Below are 22,077 nucleotides of genomic sequence, written 5' to 3' on the forward strand. Positions count from 1 at the left end.
GGGGAACAAAGAAAAAGCCGCTGCGTTACACAGCGGCTCGGCGGGCGGAACAGCGGCGAGTCAGGGATCCAGGTTGTAGCTCAATACAAGGCTGTAGCGCAGTTCCCTATCGGGATTGTTGACAGAGCGATCGCCCAGCGGCTTGCTCATGGCAAGGTCCAGTGCGTAGTGGCGGCTGTCGGACAGGCGCAGCCCCAGGCTGGCAGAGCGCAGCGTATTGCCTTTGACACCGCTGGTCTGCTGATGCGTGCGCGCCCATTCGTAGAGCAGATAGGGCTCAGCCGACTTGATCCAGGCCTGGTTGATGAGGAACTGGTAGTTGAGTTCGGCACTGGCACCCATGCCGGAGTCGCCCGAGAACTCGCCAGCCTGATAGCCGCGGCCGAAGCGGGTGGAGCCAAAGGAGATTTTCTCCGGGATGGGAAGAATGTCGGCACTGTATTGCCCGCCCACGGCAAAAGCGGCGCCCATCTTGTTCGCGAAGCGATGGCGCTGTGCATAGTCGGCGGTGATGCGCGTGAAGTCCAGCTTGGCAGGGTTTTCAAGCTTTTGCAGCAAGCCCTGCCGATAGTAGAGGTCCAGATTCACGTAGGCCCCCAGGCTGTCCAGGCCGTGGGCCAGCAGGACCGACGCCGAACGGGTGGTGGTCTTGCCAAAGGACGCCCAGGCCATTTGCGCATAGAGCGTGCGAACCTTTTCCTCGCGCAGCAGGGAGGCCTGGCTATCGGCCAGTTCACGGCTGTAATTGATGGCATACAGACCCGCCGTGGTGCTGAGCTGGGTGGTATTGCTCAAGATCCATGGGTGGCTGATATTGAAGTCCAGCTTGCGTTGCTGTGTCAGGTCATCAATGCCGGGAATGCGCGTTGCCGGCGGGTTGAAGCTGCGGTAGTCGGAATAGCTGACACGTGCCTGCGTGCCCTCGGGCGTTAGCTGCTGAGTGAAACCGATGCTGCCGAAACGCTCCTTGTCGGGGTTTTGCAACATCGCCGAAGCCTGAAGCTGGCTGCCTGACCACAAAGGGTCGTTCAGGGTGAGGGAGGCAATGATGCGCGGCGTGGGCTTGCGCGCCTCGCCCCCGACGGTGACGGCAATGGGCTTGTGCTTGGATTTGATGACCAGGGGCACTGCACCATCGGTGGTGGTCGGCAGATTGGCCGACGCGGTGATCTGCACTCCTGGAAGGCGTGCCATCAGCTGGGTCTGGTGCTGAAAGGTTTTGGTGGTCAAAGGCCTCTCATTGAGCAGCGGCTGGGCAATTTCGCGTATCTGGTCCTCGGAGCGACCGAAATTCCCCTCCAGATTCAAGCTCTGCACATAGCCTTCGACCACGATGACCTGCACCGCGCCATTGGCAAAGTCCTGCGGAGGAAGGTAGGCAAAAGACAGGGCGTAGCCATGGCGTTGATACAGTTCGCTGACCTTCTGGGTCGCGGCATTGAGCTCGCCCACCGTATGCGTGCCGTTGATGAAGGGCGTGAAAAGCGCGCTGACCTCCTCGAAAGGAATCGCCGTGCTTCCCTGCACATTGACGCCACGTACTGCGACCCGGAGGTTGATGAGATCCTGAAGACTTGGCTGGGGCTTGTCTATCTGCACCGGAACCTGCCTGGGCTGCTGTTGTAGATTCCTTGCCGATTCGGGCGTTTGGGGCAGGCTGTTGAGCGGATTGCCGCCCTGCTGTGACCAGGCCAGAGGAGCCCAGGCCGCAAGTGCCAGTGCCTGAATCCTGGGGCCGATGCGGCCCTGTGGTTTTGCTTTTGACTGCAAAAGTCCCTCCTGTTCTATTTTTATGACTCTCATTGTTCCCTACATCCCCAGAACTGGGTATGGGGCTGTCGTAAAAAAGCCCGCCTGCAGGCGGGCCAGGCTCAAGCGGTGCACAGACCACCGCCGTTCGCCTTATTTGCTGGTGGCTACCGCTCCACCGCCCAGGCCGAGCGCCAGATTGCCGCCCAGCAGTCCACCCAGCAGGCCGCCCGAGGTGCTTGCACCACCTGCTGCTCCTGCGCCTGCAGCGACATTGGTCACGCCGCCAAGTACACCGCCCACAAGGCCAGTGACCGTACCCACGGTATTGCCCACCAGGCCCGTGACTGCGGTGCCGGCATTGCCACTGCCTCCTGTTGCTCCGCCTGCCGATCCTGCGACACCGCCGACCAGCCCTGTCACGCCGCCCAACACGCCTCCGACCAGATTGCCTGTTCCTGCGACAGGGCTACCGGCATTGCCGCCACCGCTTGCTCCACCGGTCACGCCACCGACCAGGCCCGTGACGCCGCCCAGCACGCCGCCGACAATATTGCCAGCTCCACCAGCGGAGCCGCCTGCGCCGCCCGTGACATTGCCGAGCACGCCACCGAGCAGGCCGCCGCTAGGTGTGCCTGGGCCAGTCACCACGCCGCCCAGGCCGGCCACGGTCTGGCCGACGCCCGAGACCACACCGCCCAGCGGAGCAACAACGGGAACTCCGGTGCTGGTGACGGAAGCTCCCACATGATTGACGACTCCGCCCACGGTACCCAGCAAGCTGTTAACCGGCTGGCCGAGGCCAGTGGTCTGAACCAGATTCTGGGTGGTACCGAGCACGGTGCTCAATACCGGTGTGGCGACCTGGCTGACCTGAGTCGTAAGACCCGAGACCAGCGGGTTGCCGGTCAGCTTTGCCACCGTGCCCTCGACGCCGGAAACGGTGGTGCCCAGGATTTGCACCGTGCCGCCCGCCAGGCCCGCCACATCGCCGACCACGCCAAGCTGAGGAGTGTCTAGCGCACTGACCGTCTTGCCTGCCGAAGTGACCGCAGCGCCCAGATAGCCGACAGCAGGAGCCACGCCTTGCAAGGTGGTGCCTATGGGGTCGGCCGTCTTGCCGATCTGGCCCAGGCCTGCGCTGACGCCGCTACCCACGCTGTTGACGGCATTGTTCACATTGCCAAGAATGCCGCCGGCCGGCTGGGCCACACCGCTCAGAGGAGTGCCGTTGGTGGCCGTGCCCAGAGTGGAGGTCACGATGTTGTTGACGTCGCTGATGACGCCGCTTGTTCCAGAGAGCGTTCCAGTGACATCCGCCACGGTGTCGCGCACCGGCGTGAGCGGAGTGCTTGCCACAGGCGGGTTGCCCGTGCCGCCATCACCGCCACCGGTGTTGCCACCACCAGTACCGCCGCCTGTGCCTCCACCTGTTCCACCGCCAGTTCCACCTCCGGTACCGCCACCAGTGCCACCGCCGGTGCCCCCACCAGTGCCGCCTCCGGCAACAACATCTCCACCTCCGGTGCCGTCGGGTCCGAGGTCGCTGCGCAGAGAGCCACTGGAGCCACAGGCAGCCAGACTGGCAACCAAGGCTACGGCACACAGGCTGCGTAGGCTCAACGGGGTCTTGCCGTCAATGGCAACAGACAGTGCCTTGCCGGTAAAAGTAGTAGTACGCATAAATCCTCCATCCCAAAAACAAGTGAAAAAATCCGTCAAATACGCGGTCCGTTGATCGGTAGGCGTATGTTCTTGTCAGAGCCTTGGCGCTGTCCAATTCAAAGTTTGAGACACGAAGTTATGCGCAATTAACAATTGCTATCAACTTTAGGGGTTTGGTAGGAGTTTGATTACTTGCAGCATGGAATAGCGCCTACATAAAAGCCACTTCCTGTCTCTGGGGCGATTCGCACGCCACAATGGGCATCTGCCGCTCAAGCAGCGATGAGATTCCCGTAGCGCTTTAACCAAGAAAACGTATGCAATTTGCCAAACGACTCGATAACGTAGAAACCTCTGCGATCCGCGAACTCTTCAAGCTGCTGGGCAAGCCAGGCATCATCAGCTTTGCGGGCGGCTTTCCGGACAGCGCCATGTTTGACGTAGCGGGCATCAGCGCTGCCTCCGCGGCAGCCCTGCAGCAGGAGGCGGGAGCCGCATTGCAGTACGGTGCGACAGAGGGTTACCAGCCGCTGCGCGAGCAACTGTCGTCCTTTATGGCTGGCAAGGGCGTGCCCGATGTGGCGCCCGATCAACTCATCGTCACCACCGGCAGCCAGCAGGCACTGGACTTGCTGGGCAAGACCATGGTGGGAGAGGGTGACAAGGTCATCGTCGAAGGCCCCACTTTCCTGGCCACGATTCAGTGTTTCCGCCTCTATGGCGCAGAGGTGATCTCCGCCCCTGTGGACGAGCATGGCGTGAAGACCGACGAACTGGAAAAGCTGATTGCCGAGCACAAGCCCAAGCTGGTCTATCTGATCCCGACCTTCGGCAATCCCAGTGGTGCCATGCTGAGCCTGGAACGCCGCAAAAAGGTGCTGGAGCTGGCCGTCAAGTACCAGACTCTGGTGGTGGAAGACGACCCCTACGGCGATCTGTACTTCAATGAAGCGCCTCCTGCCAGCCTGCTGTCGCTGACGCGCGAAGTTCCTGGCAGCCGAGAGTGGCTGGCTCACTGCGGTTCGTTGTCCAAGGTGCTCAGCCCCGGTCTGCGTATCGGCTGGCTGATTGCACATCCCGAATTGCTTGCTCGCGCCGTGATGTGCAAGCAGTTCAGCGATGCCCATACCAGCACCTTTGCCCAGGCCACTGCAGCCCAGTATCTGAAGTCCGGCGCGATGCCCAAGACCCTGGCCCATGTGCGCGAGGTCTATGCCAAGCGTGCCGAGACCATGGGCGATGCGCTGCGCGAGCAACTGAGCGATGCCGTCGAGTTCGTGCAGCCTGCCGGCGGCCTGTTCATGTGGGTGCGCCTGACGGGCGCGCGTGGCCAATTGGCGGATGCGGCCGTGTTGGCCAAGAAGGCCATTGAAGAGGGCGTGGCCTTTGTACCGGGCGCTCCGTTCTATGCACAGAACCCCGATACGGCGACCTTCCGCCTCTCGTTTGCCACGGCTGACGAGGACAAGATTCGCGCAGGCATTGCTCGTCTTGCCAAGGCGCTGAAGTCATGAGCGACAGTCACGAAGCCTTGCAAGAGCGAATCATGGAGCTGGAGATCAAGGCCAGCTACACCGAGGATTTGCTCGAGCAACTCAATATGACGATCTACCGCCAGCAGCAGCAGATCGATCTGTTGATCAACGAGGTGAGGGAACTCAAGCGCCAAGCGCCAGAAGGCGGGGGCGCGATGGTGCGCAATCTGCGCGACGAGTTGCCGCCGCATTACTGAGCACGCTGGGCGATGCGGTCAAGAAAAAGGCCGGAGTGAAAGCTCCGGCCTTTTTTGCACTCGAACCGCACCATATCGCCAGCAACCCAAGGCAGTACATGCGCAGCGTGCTATGAAGTCTGGATTTACTCCAATGGGGTGCTGGCAACGTTCTTCATCTTGCCAAGAAAGAGGCGGGTAAAGAAAGCGGCCATGACGATGATCAGCAAAATCACGGCCAGGCTCATCAGTCCGTAGTCGGTTGAAAAGAGATCGATCATCAGCTTCATGGTGCCTCCCTGTTGAGTTTCCGCAGTCTTGCGGCATGTCTCACTATGGCCGCTCGGCCTGGCCGGGGGCTTGTGCTGCATCAAGCTTTGACCGCAGCCGCTTTGAGGCAGAGCAAGCATGGCGCGCATGGCGAATCCTCAATCCTGGCGGGCGCTTTCAGGGGCTTTTGCTTTGAGGTTGCCGAAATTCCTTTCAGAGGAGGGAGGCGTTGCCAACTTACTTTCGCAAAAAGGGCAGAGCTACCTCTGCAGGAATGGGGCAGACATAGGGCTTGCCCTCGCGGCGTTGCAGTAGTTCTTCCTTGGCGCGTTCCAGCAACTCGGGCTGGGCGAACAGCTCCATGGCGGTGGCTGTCAGAATTTTTGCGGCGTGCACCATGCCGGTGTGAGCCAGGCCGGACTGCCCTTGCGACACCATCTGCCAGGAGTGCAGCGGCGTGCCGAAAGCATAGCAGGCCACCCAGGCCTGAACCGTAGGCGTGATCCAGCTCACATCGGCCACGTCGGTGGAGCCGAACATAATGTCTTTGGCGTTCGGGTCGTAGGGCGTCAGACCTTCAAAAATGGCCGGCACCTTGCCGCGCAGCACGCTGGCCAAAGGGCGGCTGACGGCATCGACATCGTTTTTGTCCAGCGTGGCCTGGAACCGGCCGGCAACAGCATGTGCCTGTGCATCGGCTTGCAACTGTCCCAGTGCCTGCATCTGCGCATGCATCACGCTGTTCAGCGTGCTGTTTTGCAGCAGATTGGAACAGGCCTTGTCGAAGATGATTTCGAGCTTGCAGTCCGTCATCAGTGCGGCGCCACGCGCCACGTTCTGAACGCGCTCATAGAGTTCGGCGGCTTCGTGGTTGCGTGCTGCCCGCACCAGATACAGCACTTCGGCGCGCGCCTGCACGACATTGGGCGACAGACCACCGCTATCGGTGACGGCGTAGTGCACGCGGGCGTCCGAGGGCATGTGCTCGCGCAAATAGTTCACCCCCACGTTCATCAGCTCCACTGCATCCAAGGCGCTGCGGCCCAGGTGGGGCGAGTGCGCGGCATGCGATGCCTTGCCATGGAAGACAAACTTTGCCTGAATATTGGCCAGCGTGCTTTGGCTGAACAGACCGGTGTAGCTGGCTGGGTGCCAGGTCAGTGCTGCATCCACATCATCGAACACGCCGGCGCGGGCCATGAAGGTCTTGCCGGAGCCGCCTTCCTCGGCTGGACAGCCGTAATAGCGCACACGCCCGCTCGTGCCGGTGCTTTTCAGGTGCTGCTGCAGCGCAATAGCGGCAAAGTGCGCAGAAGTTCCCAGTAGATGGTGGCCGCAGCCGTGGCCGGCCAGACCGGGGCTGTCGGTGGACGGGGTGCAAACCAGAGCACCGCTTTGCTGGTTCAGGCCTGACAGGGCGTCGTATTCACCGAGCAAGGCAATGACCGGGCCTGCATCGCCCCATTCGGCCATGAAGGCGGTGGGAATGCCTGCTACATCGCGGGTGATGCGAAAGTCAGCCTGCTGCAGCGCATCGATGTGCAGCTGGGCCGAAGCGTTCTCGGCATAGCGCAGCTCGGCCAGAGACCAGATCTGGTCGGCCAATGCCGTCATGCGCGGTGTCTCGCGTTGAAAAAAATCCTGCAGGGCGCTCATCGCTTGCATGGCAAAAGGGTCCTTGAGCTGTGGTGAAGAAGATAGGGCATGAAGAGGCAACCTGCCGGCTGCAGCGAGTGCCGGCTGCAGGGCGGGCTCTTATTCGGGCTTGACGCCGGCCTTGTCGAGCAGGGCCTTGTTGCGCTTGAGTTCGGCGGCGATCTGGGCCGGGAACTGGGAGGGCGCTGCCTCGGTCGCCGTCGCGCCCAGATTCTTCAGATGCTTTTGCACCTCGGGCAGGTGGACTGCCTTGACAGCCGCATCCTGCAACTGCTTCACGATGGGGGCCGGTGTGTTGCTGGGGATGACCAGACCGAACCAGCTGATGCCCAGTTCGTTGAGTTCGTCGTAGCCCAGTTCCTTGAAGGTCGGCACATTAGGCAGGTCGGGTGAGCGGCCATGTGAGGCCACCACCACAGGCAGCAGCTTGCCGCCCTTGATCTGTGGCATTGCCGAGGGCAACTGGTCGGTCATGATCTGAACCATGCCGGCCAAGGCGTCATTGAGTGCAGGGCCGTTGCCGCGATAGGGCACGATCTGGATCTGGGTCTTCATGGTTTCGTTGAACGAGGCAACCATCAGATGTCCCAGCGTTCCCAGGCCCGGCACTCCAGCACTGTAGGTGCCGGGCTGGGCCTTGACCTTGGCGAGAAAGTCCTTGAAGTTGTTCACGCCCATCTTGGGGTGGGCCATATAGACCGAAGGCATGGTCACCAGATTGGCAACCGGCAGCAGCTTGCCTTCAATCTTGCTGGCGCGTTTGTAGAGCAGGGGGTTGATGGTGGCTGTGCTCACGGTAGCCATGCCAATGCTGTAGCCGTCTGGAGCTGCCTGGGCGATGGCCTCGCTGCCGATCAGTCCTCCTGCGCCGCCCTTGTTGTCCACGATCACCGGTTGCCCCAGCGTGGTGCGCATGCCTTCGGCAATCACGCGGGCCACGATGTCGGTGGAGCCGCCGGCGGCAAAAGGCACGATGAGCTTGACAGGCTTGCTTGGATAGGCGTCAGCAGCCAGCGCCTGCGGCGCGGCCAGGATCCACAAGGAGCTGGCAATCGCCAGCGAGAGCAGGCCGACGCTGCGATTGAGGCCATTTGTGCAGCCGCGAGTGCGTGAAGAGATGGGCATGGAGGGCTCCTGAAAGATATCGGCCGATGCGTGCCTGCACCATCAGTGCTGTTCACGAACTTCTGCCGTCATGGGAATGAAATATAGAAATTCCGGAGCCTGGGCAGTACATGTTATTTGCTGCTAGCTATAAGCTTTGCCGATACCTTGGGTGCGCCTCTCTATGGAGAGTGATGTTGTGTTTTCCTCATTAAAGTTCGTCGTATCTAGCAAAGTTCGTCGATGTTTTTTCGCAACATAGTTTGTCGTGGGGACGTAAGAGTGAGATCTTCATTACAGAAGTGGCTCCGTAACCATTGAAGGGAAGGCTTAGATAGGAATTTGAGCTCTCAGGAGAACGTTGATGTGCGTCTTTAGAGCCGCTTGTATATTTGCAGTTGTCGGTCTGCGCAAACAGCCGACAGCGGCTCTGGCCCCTCACCCCGACACCTGTAACAAGCCGCCTTTAGGGCATTCGGCATGATTGCCACATGCGGCGACATTGCGCTAGGGCATTCGCTGGTCGGCACGGGTGCAAGTCTGATGGCCGCGTTGCTCCCTGCTCTGCGACAGCAGAGTGGCCGTCACAGTCGGAGATCAGGATGGCACAGCGAATGTGACCGTGATTGAGCGGTTGTGGGAGTCGTGACACCATCATGAGGTAGACATACCGGGCAACGATAAAAACAGTGAACGAGACAAATCCCACACTGCCCCGATTGGAGCCTAGGCGCATCGAGCGCAAACACCTTCTGGCGCGCTTGTCTGAGGCCCGAAGCAAAACCTGCCTCTTGATCCACGGCCCGGCGGGCAGCGGCAAAACTTCGCTGGCCCTGCAGTGGCGGGCGCAGGCGCTGACTTTTGGCCATGATGCGGCTTGGGTGACGGTGCAGCCCGGCGACGACGGGTATGCGCTGATGGCCGCGCTGTTCGATTCGCTCGACCGCGTTGACCGCGACATCGCACGCGAGGCGCGGCTGCTGTTCAACCGGGGGGGCGAGGCGCGCGCGGATGCCATTGTCATCGCCTTGTTGCGTGCTTTTCTGGCGCGCGGCCGGCCTTTGCTGGTGGTGATCGACGACTGGCAGAATATGGGCGACATGCGCGCCGCTGCGGCATTGCAGACCTTGCTGGATTTTGCGCCGCCGGCATTGCGGCTGGTGATCGTCTCGCGCAGCATGCCGCAGTTGCAGTTGGCGCGCTTGCGCGACCAGGGCCTGCTCGAAGAAATCGGGCCCGCCGAGTTGCGCTTTACCTTGGAAGAGGTGCAGCAGTTCGTACAGGCACGCCAGCCGCGCGCGCCCAGCCCGGCGGTGGCGCGCCAGCTGCTGGAGGTCACCGATGGCTGGGCTGCAGGCCTGCAGCTATTGGCGCTACAGCCGCGCACACCCGCATCGCCGGTGCAGAACGCGCAGGACTTTGGCGCCTACTTCAACCGCGAGGTGCTGTGCCGGGTCGACAGGGATGAGATCGACGCGATGACGCGGCTGGCCGCGGCGCGCAGCTTCAACCAGGCGCTGGCGATCACCATTGCCGGCGAGGCCGTCGGGCCCGCCTTGCTGGAGCGCCTGCAGCGCGAGAACCTGTTTGTGCTGCCCCTGCAGGATGCCGCCAGCCAGGGCTGGTACCGCTTCCACCCCTTGTTCCGTGAGCTGCTGCTTACCCGTTTCCAATCGTTGCCTCATGATGAGCGCCAGAGCACCCACGCCGCACTGGCGCAGTGGCTGGGCGCGCGTCGCCATCTGCGCGATGCCGTGCACCATGCGGTCGAGGCGGGCGACATGGAGCAGGCTGTTCACTGGGTGGAGCGCTGGGCGCGGGAGCTGTTTTTGAATGGCGAGTTGCAGCAACTGGTGCGTGCGGTGTCCGAGCTGCCGCGCGCCATCGTCAACGCCAGGCCGCAATTGCTGCTCTGGCTGGGCTGGACCCAGCTGTGCTACTACAAGCTCGCTGCCTGCCACGAGACGCTCAATGCCCTGCGTGCGCAGTTGGGCGAGCGTGACCATGAAGGCCGTGCGCACTGTGTGCTGTTGGCCTTTTCGCTGGCTTTGCAAGGGGATGACCTGGGCACTGCGCAGGCCTTGCTGCCTGAGCTGATGTCCATCCAGCAGGGCGATGATGCCGTGCTGGTGGGCGGCAAGCGCAATCTGCTGGGCTGGATGTACGGGCATTGCGCCGAATACGACAAGGCCCGCGAGGTGCTGCGCGGCTCGCCGCCGCTGCGCGAAGACGGCACGCCGCTGCTCGATTCGGCCTTTGGGCATTTGATGACCGAGGCCTTGCGTGGCCTGTCCTGGCTGTATGCCGGCGATGTGCGCCATGCCGAGGCGGTGCTGCGCGAGGCGCTGGCCCATGCGGAGAAGGCACTGGGCCGCCACAGTGAAATGGCCTGCAACGCCGCCGCCTACCTGGCTGCCGTGCTGTATGAAACCAATGAGCTTGACGAGCTGCGCCAACTGCTGGACGGTCGGCTGGACACCACCGAACGCGTCGTACTGCCCGATGCGCTGGTGACCGTAGCCCTGGTCTGCGCACGCCTGAGCCGGTTGGAGGGCAACCCGCTCGAAGCGATCGAGGGACTGGCACGTATTGAGGAAATCGCCCAGCGCCGCTCACTCGACCGCCTGCTGGCCTTTGCGATGGGCGAGCGCGTGCGCTGCCTGCTGCAGATGCGCGATATGGAGGGCGCGCGGCAGATGCTGCGCCAGCTCGAGCTGCTGGCCCAGCGCCATGCCGATGCCCGCAGCCCCGTGAGCCTGCGCATCACCGGCATGGCCCGCTACACGCAGGCGCTATTCCATGAGGTCAACCTGGATGACCGGGCCGCGCTGGAGGCGCTGGGCGAGCGCGGCAAGGACGACAGCGCGCTTTTGCAGCGCCGCGACCGCTGTGCCACCTTGGTGCTGCGGGCGCTGCTGCTGAGCCGCCTGGGCCGGCAGGAGCAGTCGCTGGAGGTGATGCGCGATGCCTTGCTGCAAGGCCAGCAACTGGGCCTGGTGCGCAGCCTGCTCGACCTGGGCGAGCCCGCGCTGGGGCTGGCCGAGACCTGCGCCCAGGCCTTTGGGGCCTCCGATCCCTTGCTGGCCTTTTATGTGGAGCAGCTGCAGCAACATGCACGCCGCTACCGCAGCGTGCAGCAGCCGGTGGATGCGGGGCTCAGCGAACCCCTGTCCGAGCGGGAGCTGGAGATCTTGCGGGCCCTCGCGCTCAGCATGTCGAACAAGCGCATTGCCCAGGTGCTGGGCATCTCGCCCGAGACCGTCAAATGGCATCTGCGCAATGTCTACGGCAAGCTCAAGGTGGTGGGCCGCGATGATGCCGTCGCACGGGCACGCGACCTGGGCTTGGTGCAGGGCTGATCGCCAACATGGCAGGGGGAAACCCGAGCCACCCGCATCGGGTGGGGGCGGGCTGGGGTGGCTGGCCGCATGATGGCTAAAAATAGCAAAGACAGGAGACAAGCCATGTTCATGCCACATCGCCAGGCGGATTGCGCACCTGATCCCATCTACAGCCCCAGCACTGGCGCTGTAGCGCTCCACCGTCTTGTGCGCAGCTAAGCGCCCTTTTTCCAACGTCAACACCACGACGCCGTCTGCGGACGGCCGGGGCGCAGCTTTGCCTGCCTGCGATTGCAACCCATTCAACCCCCTTGCTCGATGACTCCCTCCAGCTCCCTCTCTACCCACCCGCAAGTTTTTGACCCGGCCCGCTTGGACGACTTTCTGCGTGCGCAGTTGCCAGGGCTGCAGGGAGAGATGGCGCTGCAGGTCATTGGCGGCGGGCAGTCCAACCCGACCTTTTTTGTGAGCTACGGCAGCCGGCACATGGTGCTGCGCAAAAAGCCCGCTGGCGAGGTATTGCCATCGGCCCATGCGGTGGACCGCGAGTACCGCGTGATGAAGGCGTTAGCAGCTACGGCGCTGCCCGTGCCGCAGATGCTGCTCTACCACGCAGACAGCGATGTGGTCGGTACGCCTTTCTACCTGATGGAAAAAGTCGAAGGGCGGGTGTTCAACGACAACGCACTCGCCGGCATGCGCCCGGCCGAGCGCCGAGCCATCTACCTGGCGATGGCCGACACACTGGTCACCCTGCATGCGGTGGACTGGCGTGCCGCCGGGCTGGAGGGCTTTGGCAAGGAGGGCGGCTTTTTTGAGCGACAGCTGCATCGCTGGCAAAAGCAGTGGGATCTGTCGCGCATAGCACCCAACCCGGCCATAGATGAGCTGCTGGCCTGGCTGGGCGCAAACCGCCCCAGCGATGAGGAAACCACGCTGACCCATGGCGACTTCAAGCTCAACAACCTGCTGTTCCACCCCAGCGAGGCGAAGGTGGTGGCGGTGCTGGACTGGGAGCTTTCCACCCTGGGCCATCCGCTGGCCGATGCGGCCTTCAACACGGTGGCCTGGCGCACCCTGCCCGAGGAGTTTGGCGGGCTGCGCGGGCTGGATCTGGCGGCGTTGGGCATTCCGTCCGAGTCCGAATACCTCGCGCACTTTTACCAGCGTGCCGGCCGCAGCGATCCGGCCCGCCAGGCCGCCCCTTTCCACTGGGCCTTTGCGTTCATGCGCTGGGCCGTCATCTTTGAAGGCATTGCCGCCCGCGCCGCGCGGGGCAATGCGGTGGCCGACAACGCCTCGGAGGTGGGCGCCATGGCCCAGGCCCTGGCCCGGCGTGGGCTGGAGGCGATCGAGACTCCAGCGGCAGTGTTTTGAATTTTTTACAGGAGACGCTCTTGAACTTCCAGTACCCCGAGGACACGCAGCAGATGCAGCGCACGCTGCGCCAGTTCATGGAGCGCCATGTGGTGCCCCGCTACCACGACTACGAGCGCATAGCGGCTACGGGCGCTTACCCGACCGAGGTGGTCGAGCCGCTCAAGCAGCTGGCGCGCGAGGCCGGTTTGTGGAACCTTTTCCTGCCCGGCTTGCGTGACGATGAGCCCGGCACCCGCATGAGCAATATGCAGTACAGCCCGCTGGCCGAGATCATGGGCCGGGTCTACTGGTCGGCCGAGGTGTTCAACTGCAATGCGCCCGACACCGGCAACACCGAGCTGCTGCACCTGTTTGCCACGCCCGAGCAGCGCGAGCGCTGGCTGGAGCCCTTGCTCGACGGCAGCATCCGCTCCTGCTTTTCGATGACCGAGCCCGATGTGGCATCGTCCGATGCCACCAATATCTGCACCACCATCCGCCGCGAGGGCGATGAGTACGTGATCAACGGCCGCAAGTGGTTCACCACCGGCGCGCAGCATCCCCACTGCAAGTTCGCCATCGTCATGGGGGTCAGCGACGAGAGCCCCGATGCGCCCCGCCACCAGCGCCATTCGATGGTCATCGTGCCGCTGGACACGCCGGGTCTCACCATCGTGCGCAACGTGGCGATCATGCACCACCATGCGCCCGAAGGACACTGCGAGGTGACCTATACCGAGGTCCGCGTGCCGGTCAGCAACCTGCTGGGCGAGGAGCACAGCGGCTTTGCCCTGGCCCAGGCGCGCCTGGGCCCCGGCCGCGTGCACCACTGCATGCGCACCATCGGCCAGTGCGAGCTGGCGGTGGAGATGATGTGCGAGCGCGCACTCACTCGCCGCGCCTTTGGCAAGCACCTGAGCGATTACGCCAATGTGCAGGACTGGATCGCCCAGTCCCGCGTCGAGATCGACCAGGCGCGGCTGCTGGTGCTGCAGGCCGCCTGGAAGATGGACAAGTTCGGCAACAAGGCCACGCATATCGATGTGTCGGCCATCAAGCTGGTGGCAGCGCAGCTGCAGACCCGCGTGCTGGACCGGGCCATCCAGGTGTTTGGCGCCATGGGCATTACGCCCGATACCCCTTTGTCCTACCTCTGGTCCTGGGGCCGGGCTATGCGCTTTTTTGACGGCCCGGATGAGGTGCACTTGCGCGCCATTGCCCGCGCGGAGCTGGGCCGCGCACGCGACAACCTGGGCGCCACCGCCGCCTACTACAGCACCAGCCACTGAAAAGCTTGCAATGACCTATCCCGACCAGAACCCCGACGGCAGCGTGCTGCACTGGCGCAGTGGCGCGGTGGCCTATATCCGCTTCAACCGCCCCCAGGCACTCAACGCCATTGACCGAGGCATGGCGGCCGTCTTTCACCAGGCCTGCCAGGACATTGCCGGCGACCCGCTGGTGCGCGCCGTACTCATCAGCGGCGATGGCCGGGCCTTTATGGCCGGTGGCGACTTGGATGAAATGCGCGCCGATCCGCAGCAGGCCGCTGCACAGCTGATTGCCGGCATGCATGGCGGCATCCGCCTGCTGGCGGCCCTGCAGGCGCCCGTGGTCTGCGCCGTGCAAGGCGCGGTGGCGGGGGGCGGCCTGGGGCTGATGCTGGCCTGCGACCTGGCCATTGCCGCCGAAGGCACGCGCTTTGGGGTGGCCTACCCGCTGATCGGCGCAAGCTGTGACTGCTCCACCTCCTGGGGCCTGCCGCGCGTGCTGGGCCTGCGCAAGGCCATGGAGCTGGCCCTGCTGGGCGACAGCGTGGAGGCGACCGAGGCCCTGCGCCTGGGCCTCGTCAACCGCGTGGTGGCCAAAGACAGCCTGGTGGCCGAAGCCGAAGCCCTGGTGCAGCGCCTGGCCCAGGGCCCGACCCATGCGCTGGGCCATATGAAGCAGCTGCTGCGCAGCGCCTTGGAGCGCGAGCTGGATGCCCATCTGGACCAGGAAGCCGAAAGCTTTACCCAGTGTGCTGGAACGGCCGATTTTCAGGAAGGTATCAGCGCCTTCCGCGAGAAGCGCGCGGCGCGGTTTCAAGGCCGCTGAGCGAACCCCCATTCATGAACGCAAGCCACAGGCATCCTATGAAGACACGTATTACGCAATTGCTGGGCATCCGCTACCCCATCATCCAGGGCGGCATGCAATGGGTGGGGACGGCGGAGCTGGCGTCAGCCGTCTCCAACGCCGGCGGCCTGGGCGTGCTGACGGCTCTGACCCAGCCCACGCCCGAGGCACTGGCGCGCGAGATCGCGCGCTGCCGGGAGATGACGGACCAGATCTTTGGTGTGAACCTGACGATTCTGCCCTCGGTCAAGCCGCCGCCCTATGAGGCCTACCTGGATGCGGCCATCGACAGCGGTGTGCGCGTGCTGGAGACCGCCGGCAACAGCCCCGTCGCCTTTATCGAGAAAGCCAAGCGCGGCCATATGCGCATCATCCACAAATGCACCAGTGTGCGGCATGCGCTGTCGGCCGAGCGCAATGGGGTGGATGCGGTCAGCATCGATGGCTTTGAATGCGCCGGCCACCCGGGCGAGGACGATGTGACCGGCCTGGTGCTGATCCCGCTGGCCACCCGCGCGCTGCGCATTCCGGTGATCGCATCCGGCGGTATTGCCGATGGGCGCGGGCTGGCCGCTGCGCTGGCCTTGGGCGCTGAAGGCGTGAACATGGGCACGCGCTTTTGCGCAACGATCGAGGCACCGATCCACGACGACATCAAACGCGCCTTGGTCAAGGCCGGCGAGCGGGATACCCAGCTGATCTTCCGCACGTTCCGCAACACCGGCCGGGTGCTGAAGAACGCGATATCGGACCAGGTGGTGGCCACCGAGCGCCGGCCCGGCGGCTGCGAGTTCGCCGAGATCCACCCGCTGGTTGCCGGCCAGCGCGGCCGCGCCGCGCTGCACAGCGGCGATGTCGATGGCGGTCTGGTCTGGGCCGGCCAGGTGGTTGGCCTGGTGAACGATGTACCCAGCTGCGAAACGCTGGTGCAGCGCATGGTAGCCGAGTGCCAAGAGGCATTGGCCAGCGCCGCGCGCCGAGCTGGCGTGCCCGAGGCGCCCGTGCTGCAGGAGGCTTGATGACCATGACTCCGTCCACACCCCCCCCCAGCTGAGGCTGGAAACCCATTACGACCAGCGTGTGATGCGCTGCTTTGCCGAGCGGCCAAACGATGTCATCACCATGTGGCAGCAGGCGGCCCGGCGCCAACCCCAAGCCGAGGCGCTGGTCTGCGGTGCGCAGCGCCTAAGTTGGGCACAGCTGCAAGACCGGGTCATGCGCGTGGCAGCCGCGCTGCGCACACGCGGTGTCGCCAAGGGCGACCGCGTGGCGCTGCTGCTGGGCAATGGCACGGAGTTTGTGATCGCCTCTTACGCCACCATGGCCATCGGCGCGGTTGTGGTGCCGCTGAGCATCCGCGACCAGGCGGCCGGTATTGGCTACATCCTGCGCGGCTGCGAGGCCGTGGTGCTGATCCATGACGCAGCGCTTGGAGCCGTGGTGGCCGGCATGGGTGAGACGCCCGCGCTCCGGCACCAGGTGGTGGTGGGCGGCGCGCCCGATGCGGCCCAGGCCTTCGCGCAGTTGCTGGCCCATGCGCCACTGCCACAGTGCGAGGCCTTGGACGAAGAAGACCTGGCCATGTTGGTCTATACCTCGGGCACCACCGGTTTTCCCAAGGGGGCGATGCTGACGCACCTGGGCATTGTGCATACCATCTTGCACTACGCGCAGGCGCTGGGGCTGGATGCCACGGTGCGGGGTTGCGCCGTGGTGCCGCTCAGTCATGTCACCGGGTTGGTGGCGCTGATGGCAGTGACTCTGGGCCTGGGTGGCGCCCTGGTAGTGGTGCCGCATTTCAAGGCAGCCGAGATGCTGCCGCTGGCCGCCCAGGAGCGCATCAGCTTCACGATCATGGTGCCGGCGATGTACCAGCTGCTGTTGCTGCAGGAAAACTGCCGCCAGCATGACCTCTCGCACTGGACCGTGGGCGGCTTTGGCGGCGCGCCGATGCCGCCGGAGACCATCGACCGGCTGGCGCAATGGCTGCCAGGGTTGCGCCTGTCCAACTGCTATGGCGCGACCGAGACCACCTCACCGGTGGCGGTGATGCCCGCGCAGCTGACGCGCACGCATCTGGCCAGCGTGGGTCTGGCGTTGCCCTGCGCCGATATCGCGGTGATGGACGACGATGGCCGCCTCTTGCCGGCCGATGAGGTCGGTGAGCTTTGGCTCAAGGGCCCGATGGTGGCCAAGGGCTACTGGAACAACCCGCAGGCCACGCAGGAGAACTTTGTCGATGGCTACTGGCGCAGCGGCGATGTGGGTCGCATGGACGCGCAGGGCTTTGTCTATGTGATGGACCGCCGCAAGGACATGCTCAACCGGGGTGGCTACAAGATCTTCAGCGTGGAGGTGGAAAACGCCTTGTGCGAACACCCCGATGTGCTGGAGGCCGCCGTGGTGGCCAAACCCTGCCCGGTGCTGGGCGAGCGCGTGCATGTGTTTGTGACCTTGCGCGACGACAAGCACACCGAAGCTGAGGCGCTGCGCCGCTTTTGCGCAGAACGCCTGGCTGACTACAAGGTGCCCGAGAGCTTTACCATCAGCCGCAATCTGCTGCCGCGCAATGCCAACGGCAAGCTGCTCAAGCGCGTGCTGCGCCAAGAGCTGCTGGCCACCCAGGCTTGAAGGAGGGCGCCCGCATGCCAAACGATGCCGCCACCCTGGAAACCCTGCAGCTGGGCATTGCCTTGCTGCGCCTGACGCGCGCCGCGCGCCTCAATGCGCTGAGCTTGCCCGATCTGCAGTTTCTGCATGCGCTGCTGGATACCTGCCTGGCGGATGCCAGCCTGCGCGTGCTGGTCATCACCGGCGACGGGGAGGGCTTTTGCGCCGGCCTGAACCTCAAATCCTTGCTGGATGAGAACGGGCAGATGCCGGCCACGGTGCGCGAGAACATGGATTTGCAGCAGAGCTTTGCTGGGCTGGTGCAGCGCCTGCGCGATACCCGCGTGGCGGTGGGCGCAGGCATGGCGCTGGCCTTGGCGGCGGATGTGCGCTTTGCCGCGCAGCAAGCTGCCTTCCATGTGGGCGCCGTCAGGATCGGCATCACCGCCGGCGAATGCGGCATCAGCTACCACCTGCCGCGCCTCATCGGCGCCGGGCGTGCCTTTGAGCTGATGCTGAGCGGCCGCCCCGTTGCATCGGACGAGGCGCTGCGCATAGGGTTGGTCAGCGAGGTGCTGCCAGCGGCCGAACTGCTGGAGCGGGCCTTGCAGTGCGCGCGCCAGATCGCCGCCCATGCGCCTTATGCCACGGCCCACACCAAACGGCTGATGTGGCAGAACCTGGATGCCCCGAGCCTGGCCGCAGCCATCGAGCTGGAGAACCATGCCCAGGTGCTGGGCCTGATGACCGAGGATTTCCAGGAGGCTGTCCAGGCCTTCTTGCACAAGCGCAGCCCCGTGTTCCAGGGGCGCTAAGGAGGCGATATGAACGAATTACTGAACCCGCCCGCCCAAGACCGTGGCCTGCAGGTGCCCGTCTGCCAAAACGTCGACGATCTGCAAGCCCTGACCGGCACCGAGCTGTATGTCAGCCCTTGGGTGGAGGTGGACCAGAACCGCATCGACCGCTTTGCCGAGGCGACCGGCGATTTTCAGTGGGTCCATGTGGACCCGGCGCGTACGGCGCAGGAGTCCGGCTTTGGCGGCACGATTGCGCATGGCTTCCTCACGCTTTCCCTGCTCGGCAAGCACTACGAGGACTTTATGCCCAGCCTGCTTCCGTTTTGCGACCTGGGCATCAACTACGGCTTGAACCGGGTGCGCTTTATGCAGCCGGTGCGTGCGGGCAGCCGGCTGCGCAGCTGCTTTGTGCTGACGGAGGTCAGCCTGGTTGCCGGTGGTGTGCAGATGCTCTTCAACGCCACGGTAGCGCTGGAAGGCCACAGCAAACCCGCTTGTGTGGCCGAGTCGGTGGTGCGCCGGCTGTTCAAAGAAGGAGGCGTGCGATGAAGACCCTGATGTGCGAACAGTTTGGCCCGCCGTCGGCGCTGCAACTGCGCGATCTGCCTGCGCTGCAAGCGGCGCCTGGCGAGGTAGTCGTCGTGCCGTAGCACTTAAACAACCAAGCATTTCCCGATTTCCCTGTTTCCGTCTTGAACACTGGTGCCGCGAGACAAGGGGGCGACAAAGCCCTCGGCACCGATGTGAACCCCGGGGTGGCTCTTGTGGAGTTGCCCTCTATCCAAACCACCTTTCCGAATGGATGAATCATGACGAATGCGAACACCTTGAGCGCTGGTGCAGCAGCGCAGGCCAGTGAGAGCGGAGCACCCGCCGATGCCAAGCGCGCAGCGGTTTCGGGTTTTGTGGGCACCTTGATCGAATACTACGATTTCAGCTTGTACGGCTACATGGCCGTCGTGATTGCGCCGCTGTTCTTTCCCAGCGGCGACCCGACGGTATCGCTGCTGGCCGCACTGGCGGTGTTTGGCACGGCCTACTTCGTTCGTCCCTTGGGCGGCATCGTGTTTGGCCATATAGGCGACAAGTACGGCCGTAAGACGGCGCTGCTGGGCACGCTGATCTGCATGGGCATCGGCAGCACCTTGATGGGATTGCTGCCCACCTTTGAGCAGATGGGCTATTTCGCCACCGCCTTGCTGGTGCTGGTGCGCCTGTTGCAAGGCTTCTCGGCTGGTGGCGAAGTAGGGGGCTCGGCAACCTTTATCTCAGAGTCGTCGCCACCGCACATGAAGGCCACCTTTGGCGCCTTCACGCCAATGGGATCGACCGGTGGTTTTGCCGTTGCGGCCGCAGTGGCTGGCGCGGTCACCGCGCTCACCACGCCCGAGCAGATGAGTTCCTGGGGTTGGCGCATACCCTTTTTGCTGGCACTTCCGCTGACCCTGCTGTGCATCTGGGCCCGTACCCGCGTCAAGGAAACCTATGAGAGCAAGCCCGAGAAAAAAGAGCATTCGCCCATTGGTGCCGTCTTTCGCCTGCAGACCAAGGCCTTGCTGCAATCGACCGCGATCAGCGCCGCCACCAATGGCACGGCTTATATCGGGCTGACCTACATGAGTATCCATCTGGTCAAGCAACTGGGCTACCCCGCTGGCAATGTGTACTGGGTCGCCACCTTGGCCATCGGCCTGTCTGCGCTGCTGATGCCGCTGGGCGGCTATATCGGTGATCGCATCGGTCTGCGCCGCTTGATGCTGGTTGGCCTGATCGGCTACATCATCCTGACCTACCCGATGATGGGCCTGATGGAGCACAGCCTGATGGTCGCTGCGTGGGCCTATGTGGTGCTGATGCTCAACACGGTTGCCACCCAGGTTAGCGCCTACACCTTGCTGCCACTGCTGTTCCAGCCGCAGTACCGCTACACCGGCGTTGCCACCGGCTGGAACTTGGGCGTGATCATTGCTGGCGGTACCGCCCCCTATGTGGCCGTCAAGCTGGTACAGATGACCGAGAATAAGCAGTCTCCTGCCTATTTTGTAATCGTCGCCGCCATCATTGGCCTGGTTGGAGTTCTATCCATCCGCCGCGATGTTGCGCGCTCGGTCACTTGAAGCTCATCTTGAAGGAGCAATGGGCGAGACCTGATCACTCTAAGGGGCACATTCGGCGACCTTCCAACACCTCTTTGCGTTACAGAGCACAAGGGCCAGCCGCTGATATCAGAGAGAGCCTCCCAGCTTAGCCACATCTCAAGGCTAAGCTGAGCGTAGAGTATCGGGCACTTAGCATTGCGGTCCTTATGCTACTCGCAGTCCAGCGGCGATGTTTGGGCTATTGCCGGTTTCAAAGACACCTTGTTAAAGAGGAAGATAAAACCGGAGGTGGTTTATGGGAACGAGACGGCAGTGCAGCTGGGAATTCAAGGTTGAAGCGACCAAGCTGGTGACCGAGCGGTCTGGTTGGTGAGGCCACGTAGCCAGCATAGCCTGAGTGATAGGCGGCAATATTGCCTTGCCTGCCGCAGGTGCTGCTTGGCCGGCTTGGCACCACCAATCGCATCGAGCTTGAGTTCAGACTGTTCGCTAGTTGCCATAGCCGGACGCCGGCAGGGTCAGTCTCTCGAATGAGTGCTAGGCAAGGCCTGGGACTGTTGGCGGCGTCGTGCCCTGTTGGGGCACAAGGGCCGTATTGTGTGCACAATGGTGGCTACGCTCGGACGAGCGGCTCGCGCATTCCAAATGCTGCTTTATATTGATTCGCGTCGCAGACCATCCAAGAAGACCGCATGTCGATCAAATCCATTCTGAAATCCACCGTGGTGGCACTGACGATCGTGACCGGTGGGTCGCTTTTCGCACAGGGCACTCCCATCAATGCAGCGGCCTATGACGCACTGGTTGCGCAAGGGCCTGTGGCCGATGCGGCGACCATCGCATCGAGCACCTGGGCCAGCAAGATCAAACAGGCTGGCACGCTGCGCCTCGGCAGCACGCAAACCTCGAATCTTTTCTCGCTGCTCAATGAGAAAGACGGCAAGATCCGCGGCTTTGACCTGGGTCTGGCCCAGCTCATCACTCGCTACATTCTGGGCGACGCCGCCAAGTACCAGTTCACGCAGGTGACCTCGTCCACGCGCGAGCAGGTGCTTATCAATAATCAGGTGGACATGGTCTTCGCCACCTACTCCATCACTCCTGCTCGCGCCGAGAAGATCTCGTTTGCCGGCCCTTACTACACATCGCAGTCCGGCGTGCTGGTCAAGTCGAACAACAAGACGGTTCAGTCTTACAACGACCTGGGCGGCAAGAAGGTGGCCACGCAAGCGGGCTCCACGGGGCCTGCGATATTGGCCCAATATGCTCCCAAGGCTGTCGTGCAAGAGTTTCAGACACATCAGGAAGCCCTCGATGCACTGCGTCAGGGGCGCGTGGATGCCTACGTGACCGATTACACGCTGCTGCTCAACGCCCTGAGCCTTGGCACCAGCAACGCGCGGCTCGCGGGTGCGCCATTCGGCGCGCAGGACCCCTATGGAGTTGGACTGCCCAAGGGCTCGGACGGCGTAGCATTCATCAATGCCTTCCTGAAGAAGCTGGAGGCTGATGGTACCTGGGCCAAACTTTGGACTATCTCCATAGGGCAGCGTACCGGTAGCACGACTGTTCCGACGCCGCCTGCTCTGCCTTGA

The 22,077-nt window shown here is 63.3% G+C and carries 17 protein-coding genes; 12 read left to right on the plus strand and 5 right to left on the minus strand.

The genetic code is table 11. From position 1 onward, the window contains the following. Positions 1-60 precede the first annotated feature (60 nt). Together JAO85_RS01360 and JAO85_RS01365 are read right to left on the minus strand one after the other, a co-directional pair. Positions 61-1,770, minus strand: a complete 1,710-nt coding sequence (locus tag JAO85_RS01360) for a ShlB/FhaC/HecB family hemolysin secretion/activation protein (RefSeq protein WP_202787273.1) — start codon at positions 1,768-1,770, stop codon at positions 61-63. A 132-nt stretch (positions 1,771-1,902) separates the two neighbouring features. After that, the gene (locus tag JAO85_RS01365) at positions 1,903-3,432 is read right to left on the minus strand and encodes a collagen-like triple helix repeat-containing protein (RefSeq protein ID WP_039048529.1); all 1,530 of its coding nucleotides are present in this window, start codon (positions 3,430-3,432) and stop codon (positions 1,903-1,905) included. Positions 3,433-3,731: 299 nt separating this feature from the next. Between JAO85_RS01365 and JAO85_RS01370 the strand changes: the two genes are divergently transcribed. Continuing rightward, positions 3,732-4,928 (plus strand): PLP-dependent aminotransferase family protein, encoded by a 1,197-nt coding sequence (locus JAO85_RS01370; protein WP_039048530.1) that lies wholly within the window; start codon positions 3,732-3,734, stop codon positions 4,926-4,928. Further along, positions 4,925-5,146, plus strand: a complete 222-nt coding sequence (locus JAO85_RS01375) for a SlyX family protein (protein WP_003063015.1) — start codon at positions 4,925-4,927, stop codon at positions 5,144-5,146. Before JAO85_RS01370 ends, JAO85_RS01375 begins: the two co-directional genes overlap by 4 nt. A 125-nt stretch (positions 5,147-5,271) precedes the next feature. Here JAO85_RS01375 and JAO85_RS01380 read toward each other — a convergent pair whose 3' ends face one another. From JAO85_RS01380 to JAO85_RS01390, 3 genes are all read right to left on the minus strand, one after another. After that, positions 5,272-5,415 (minus strand): DUF3149 domain-containing protein, encoded by a 144-nt coding sequence (locus JAO85_RS01380; RefSeq protein ID WP_012837967.1) that lies wholly within the window; start codon positions 5,413-5,415, stop codon positions 5,272-5,274. A gap of 217 nt (positions 5,416-5,632) precedes the next feature. Then, the gene (locus JAO85_RS01385; RefSeq protein ID WP_039048532.1) at positions 5,633-7,060 is read right to left on the minus strand and encodes a M20 family metallopeptidase; all 1,428 of its coding nucleotides are present in this window, start codon (positions 7,058-7,060) and stop codon (positions 5,633-5,635) included. Positions 7,061-7,150: 90 nt separating this feature from the next. Continuing rightward, positions 7,151-8,176 (minus strand): tripartite tricarboxylate transporter substrate binding protein BugE, encoded by a 1,026-nt coding sequence (locus JAO85_RS01390; RefSeq protein WP_039048533.1) that lies wholly within the window; start codon positions 8,174-8,176, stop codon positions 7,151-7,153. A 668-nt stretch (positions 8,177-8,844) separates the two neighbouring features. Between JAO85_RS01390 and JAO85_RS01395 the strand changes: the two genes are divergently transcribed. From JAO85_RS01395 to JAO85_RS01440, 10 genes are all read left to right on the plus strand, one after another. Next, positions 8,845-11,514: a LuxR C-terminal-related transcriptional regulator gene (locus tag JAO85_RS01395; RefSeq protein ID WP_370552186.1), complete on the plus strand. Its 2,670-nt coding sequence runs from the start codon at positions 8,845-8,847 to the stop codon at positions 11,512-11,514. A 354-nt stretch (positions 11,515-11,868) separates the two neighbouring features. Continuing rightward, entirely contained in the window at positions 11,869-12,873 is a 1,005-nt protein-coding gene (locus JAO85_RS01400) for a phosphotransferase family protein (RefSeq protein WP_237734653.1), read from the plus strand. Between the two features lie 20 nt (positions 12,874-12,893). Then, entirely contained in the window at positions 12,894-14,144 is a 1,251-nt protein-coding gene (locus tag JAO85_RS01405) for an acyl-CoA dehydrogenase family protein (protein WP_229228563.1), read from the plus strand. A gap of 10 nt (positions 14,145-14,154) precedes the next feature. Further along, positions 14,155-14,952, plus strand: coding sequence for an enoyl-CoA hydratase/isomerase family protein (locus JAO85_RS01410; protein WP_087864829.1), 798 nt, complete (start codon positions 14,155-14,157; stop codon positions 14,950-14,952). Positions 14,953-14,990: 38 nt separating this feature from the next. Next, positions 14,991-15,992, plus strand: coding sequence for a nitronate monooxygenase family protein (locus tag JAO85_RS01415; RefSeq protein ID WP_202787276.1), 1,002 nt, complete (start codon positions 14,991-14,993; stop codon positions 15,990-15,992). Positions 15,993-16,056: 64 nt separating this feature from the next. Then, a complete protein-coding gene (locus JAO85_RS01420) occupies positions 16,057-17,604 on the plus strand; it encodes a class I adenylate-forming enzyme family protein (protein WP_202787503.1) in 1,548 nt (515 codons plus the stop codon). Positions 17,605-17,618: 14 nt separating this feature from the next. Beyond that, positions 17,619-18,398: an enoyl-CoA hydratase/isomerase family protein gene (locus JAO85_RS01425; RefSeq protein WP_202787277.1), complete on the plus strand. Its 780-nt coding sequence runs from the start codon at positions 17,619-17,621 to the stop codon at positions 18,396-18,398. A gap of 9 nt (positions 18,399-18,407) precedes the next feature. After that, the gene (locus tag JAO85_RS01430; RefSeq protein WP_202787278.1) at positions 18,408-18,932 is read left to right on the plus strand and encodes a MaoC family dehydratase; all 525 of its coding nucleotides are present in this window, start codon (positions 18,408-18,410) and stop codon (positions 18,930-18,932) included. Positions 18,933-19,192: 260 nt separating this feature from the next. After that, entirely contained in the window at positions 19,193-20,500 is a 1,308-nt protein-coding gene (locus JAO85_RS01435; protein WP_202787279.1) for an MFS transporter, read from the plus strand. A gap of 674 nt (positions 20,501-21,174) precedes the next feature. Further along, on the plus strand, positions 21,175-22,077 hold the full coding sequence (locus JAO85_RS01440; protein WP_039048540.1) for a glutamate ABC transporter substrate-binding protein: 903 nt from the start codon (positions 21,175-21,177) through the stop codon (positions 22,075-22,077).

The organism is Comamonas sp. NyZ500, from assembly GCF_016772095.1.
Lineage (GTDB): Bacteria > Pseudomonadota > Gammaproteobacteria > Burkholderiales > Burkholderiaceae_C > Comamonas > Comamonas thiooxydans.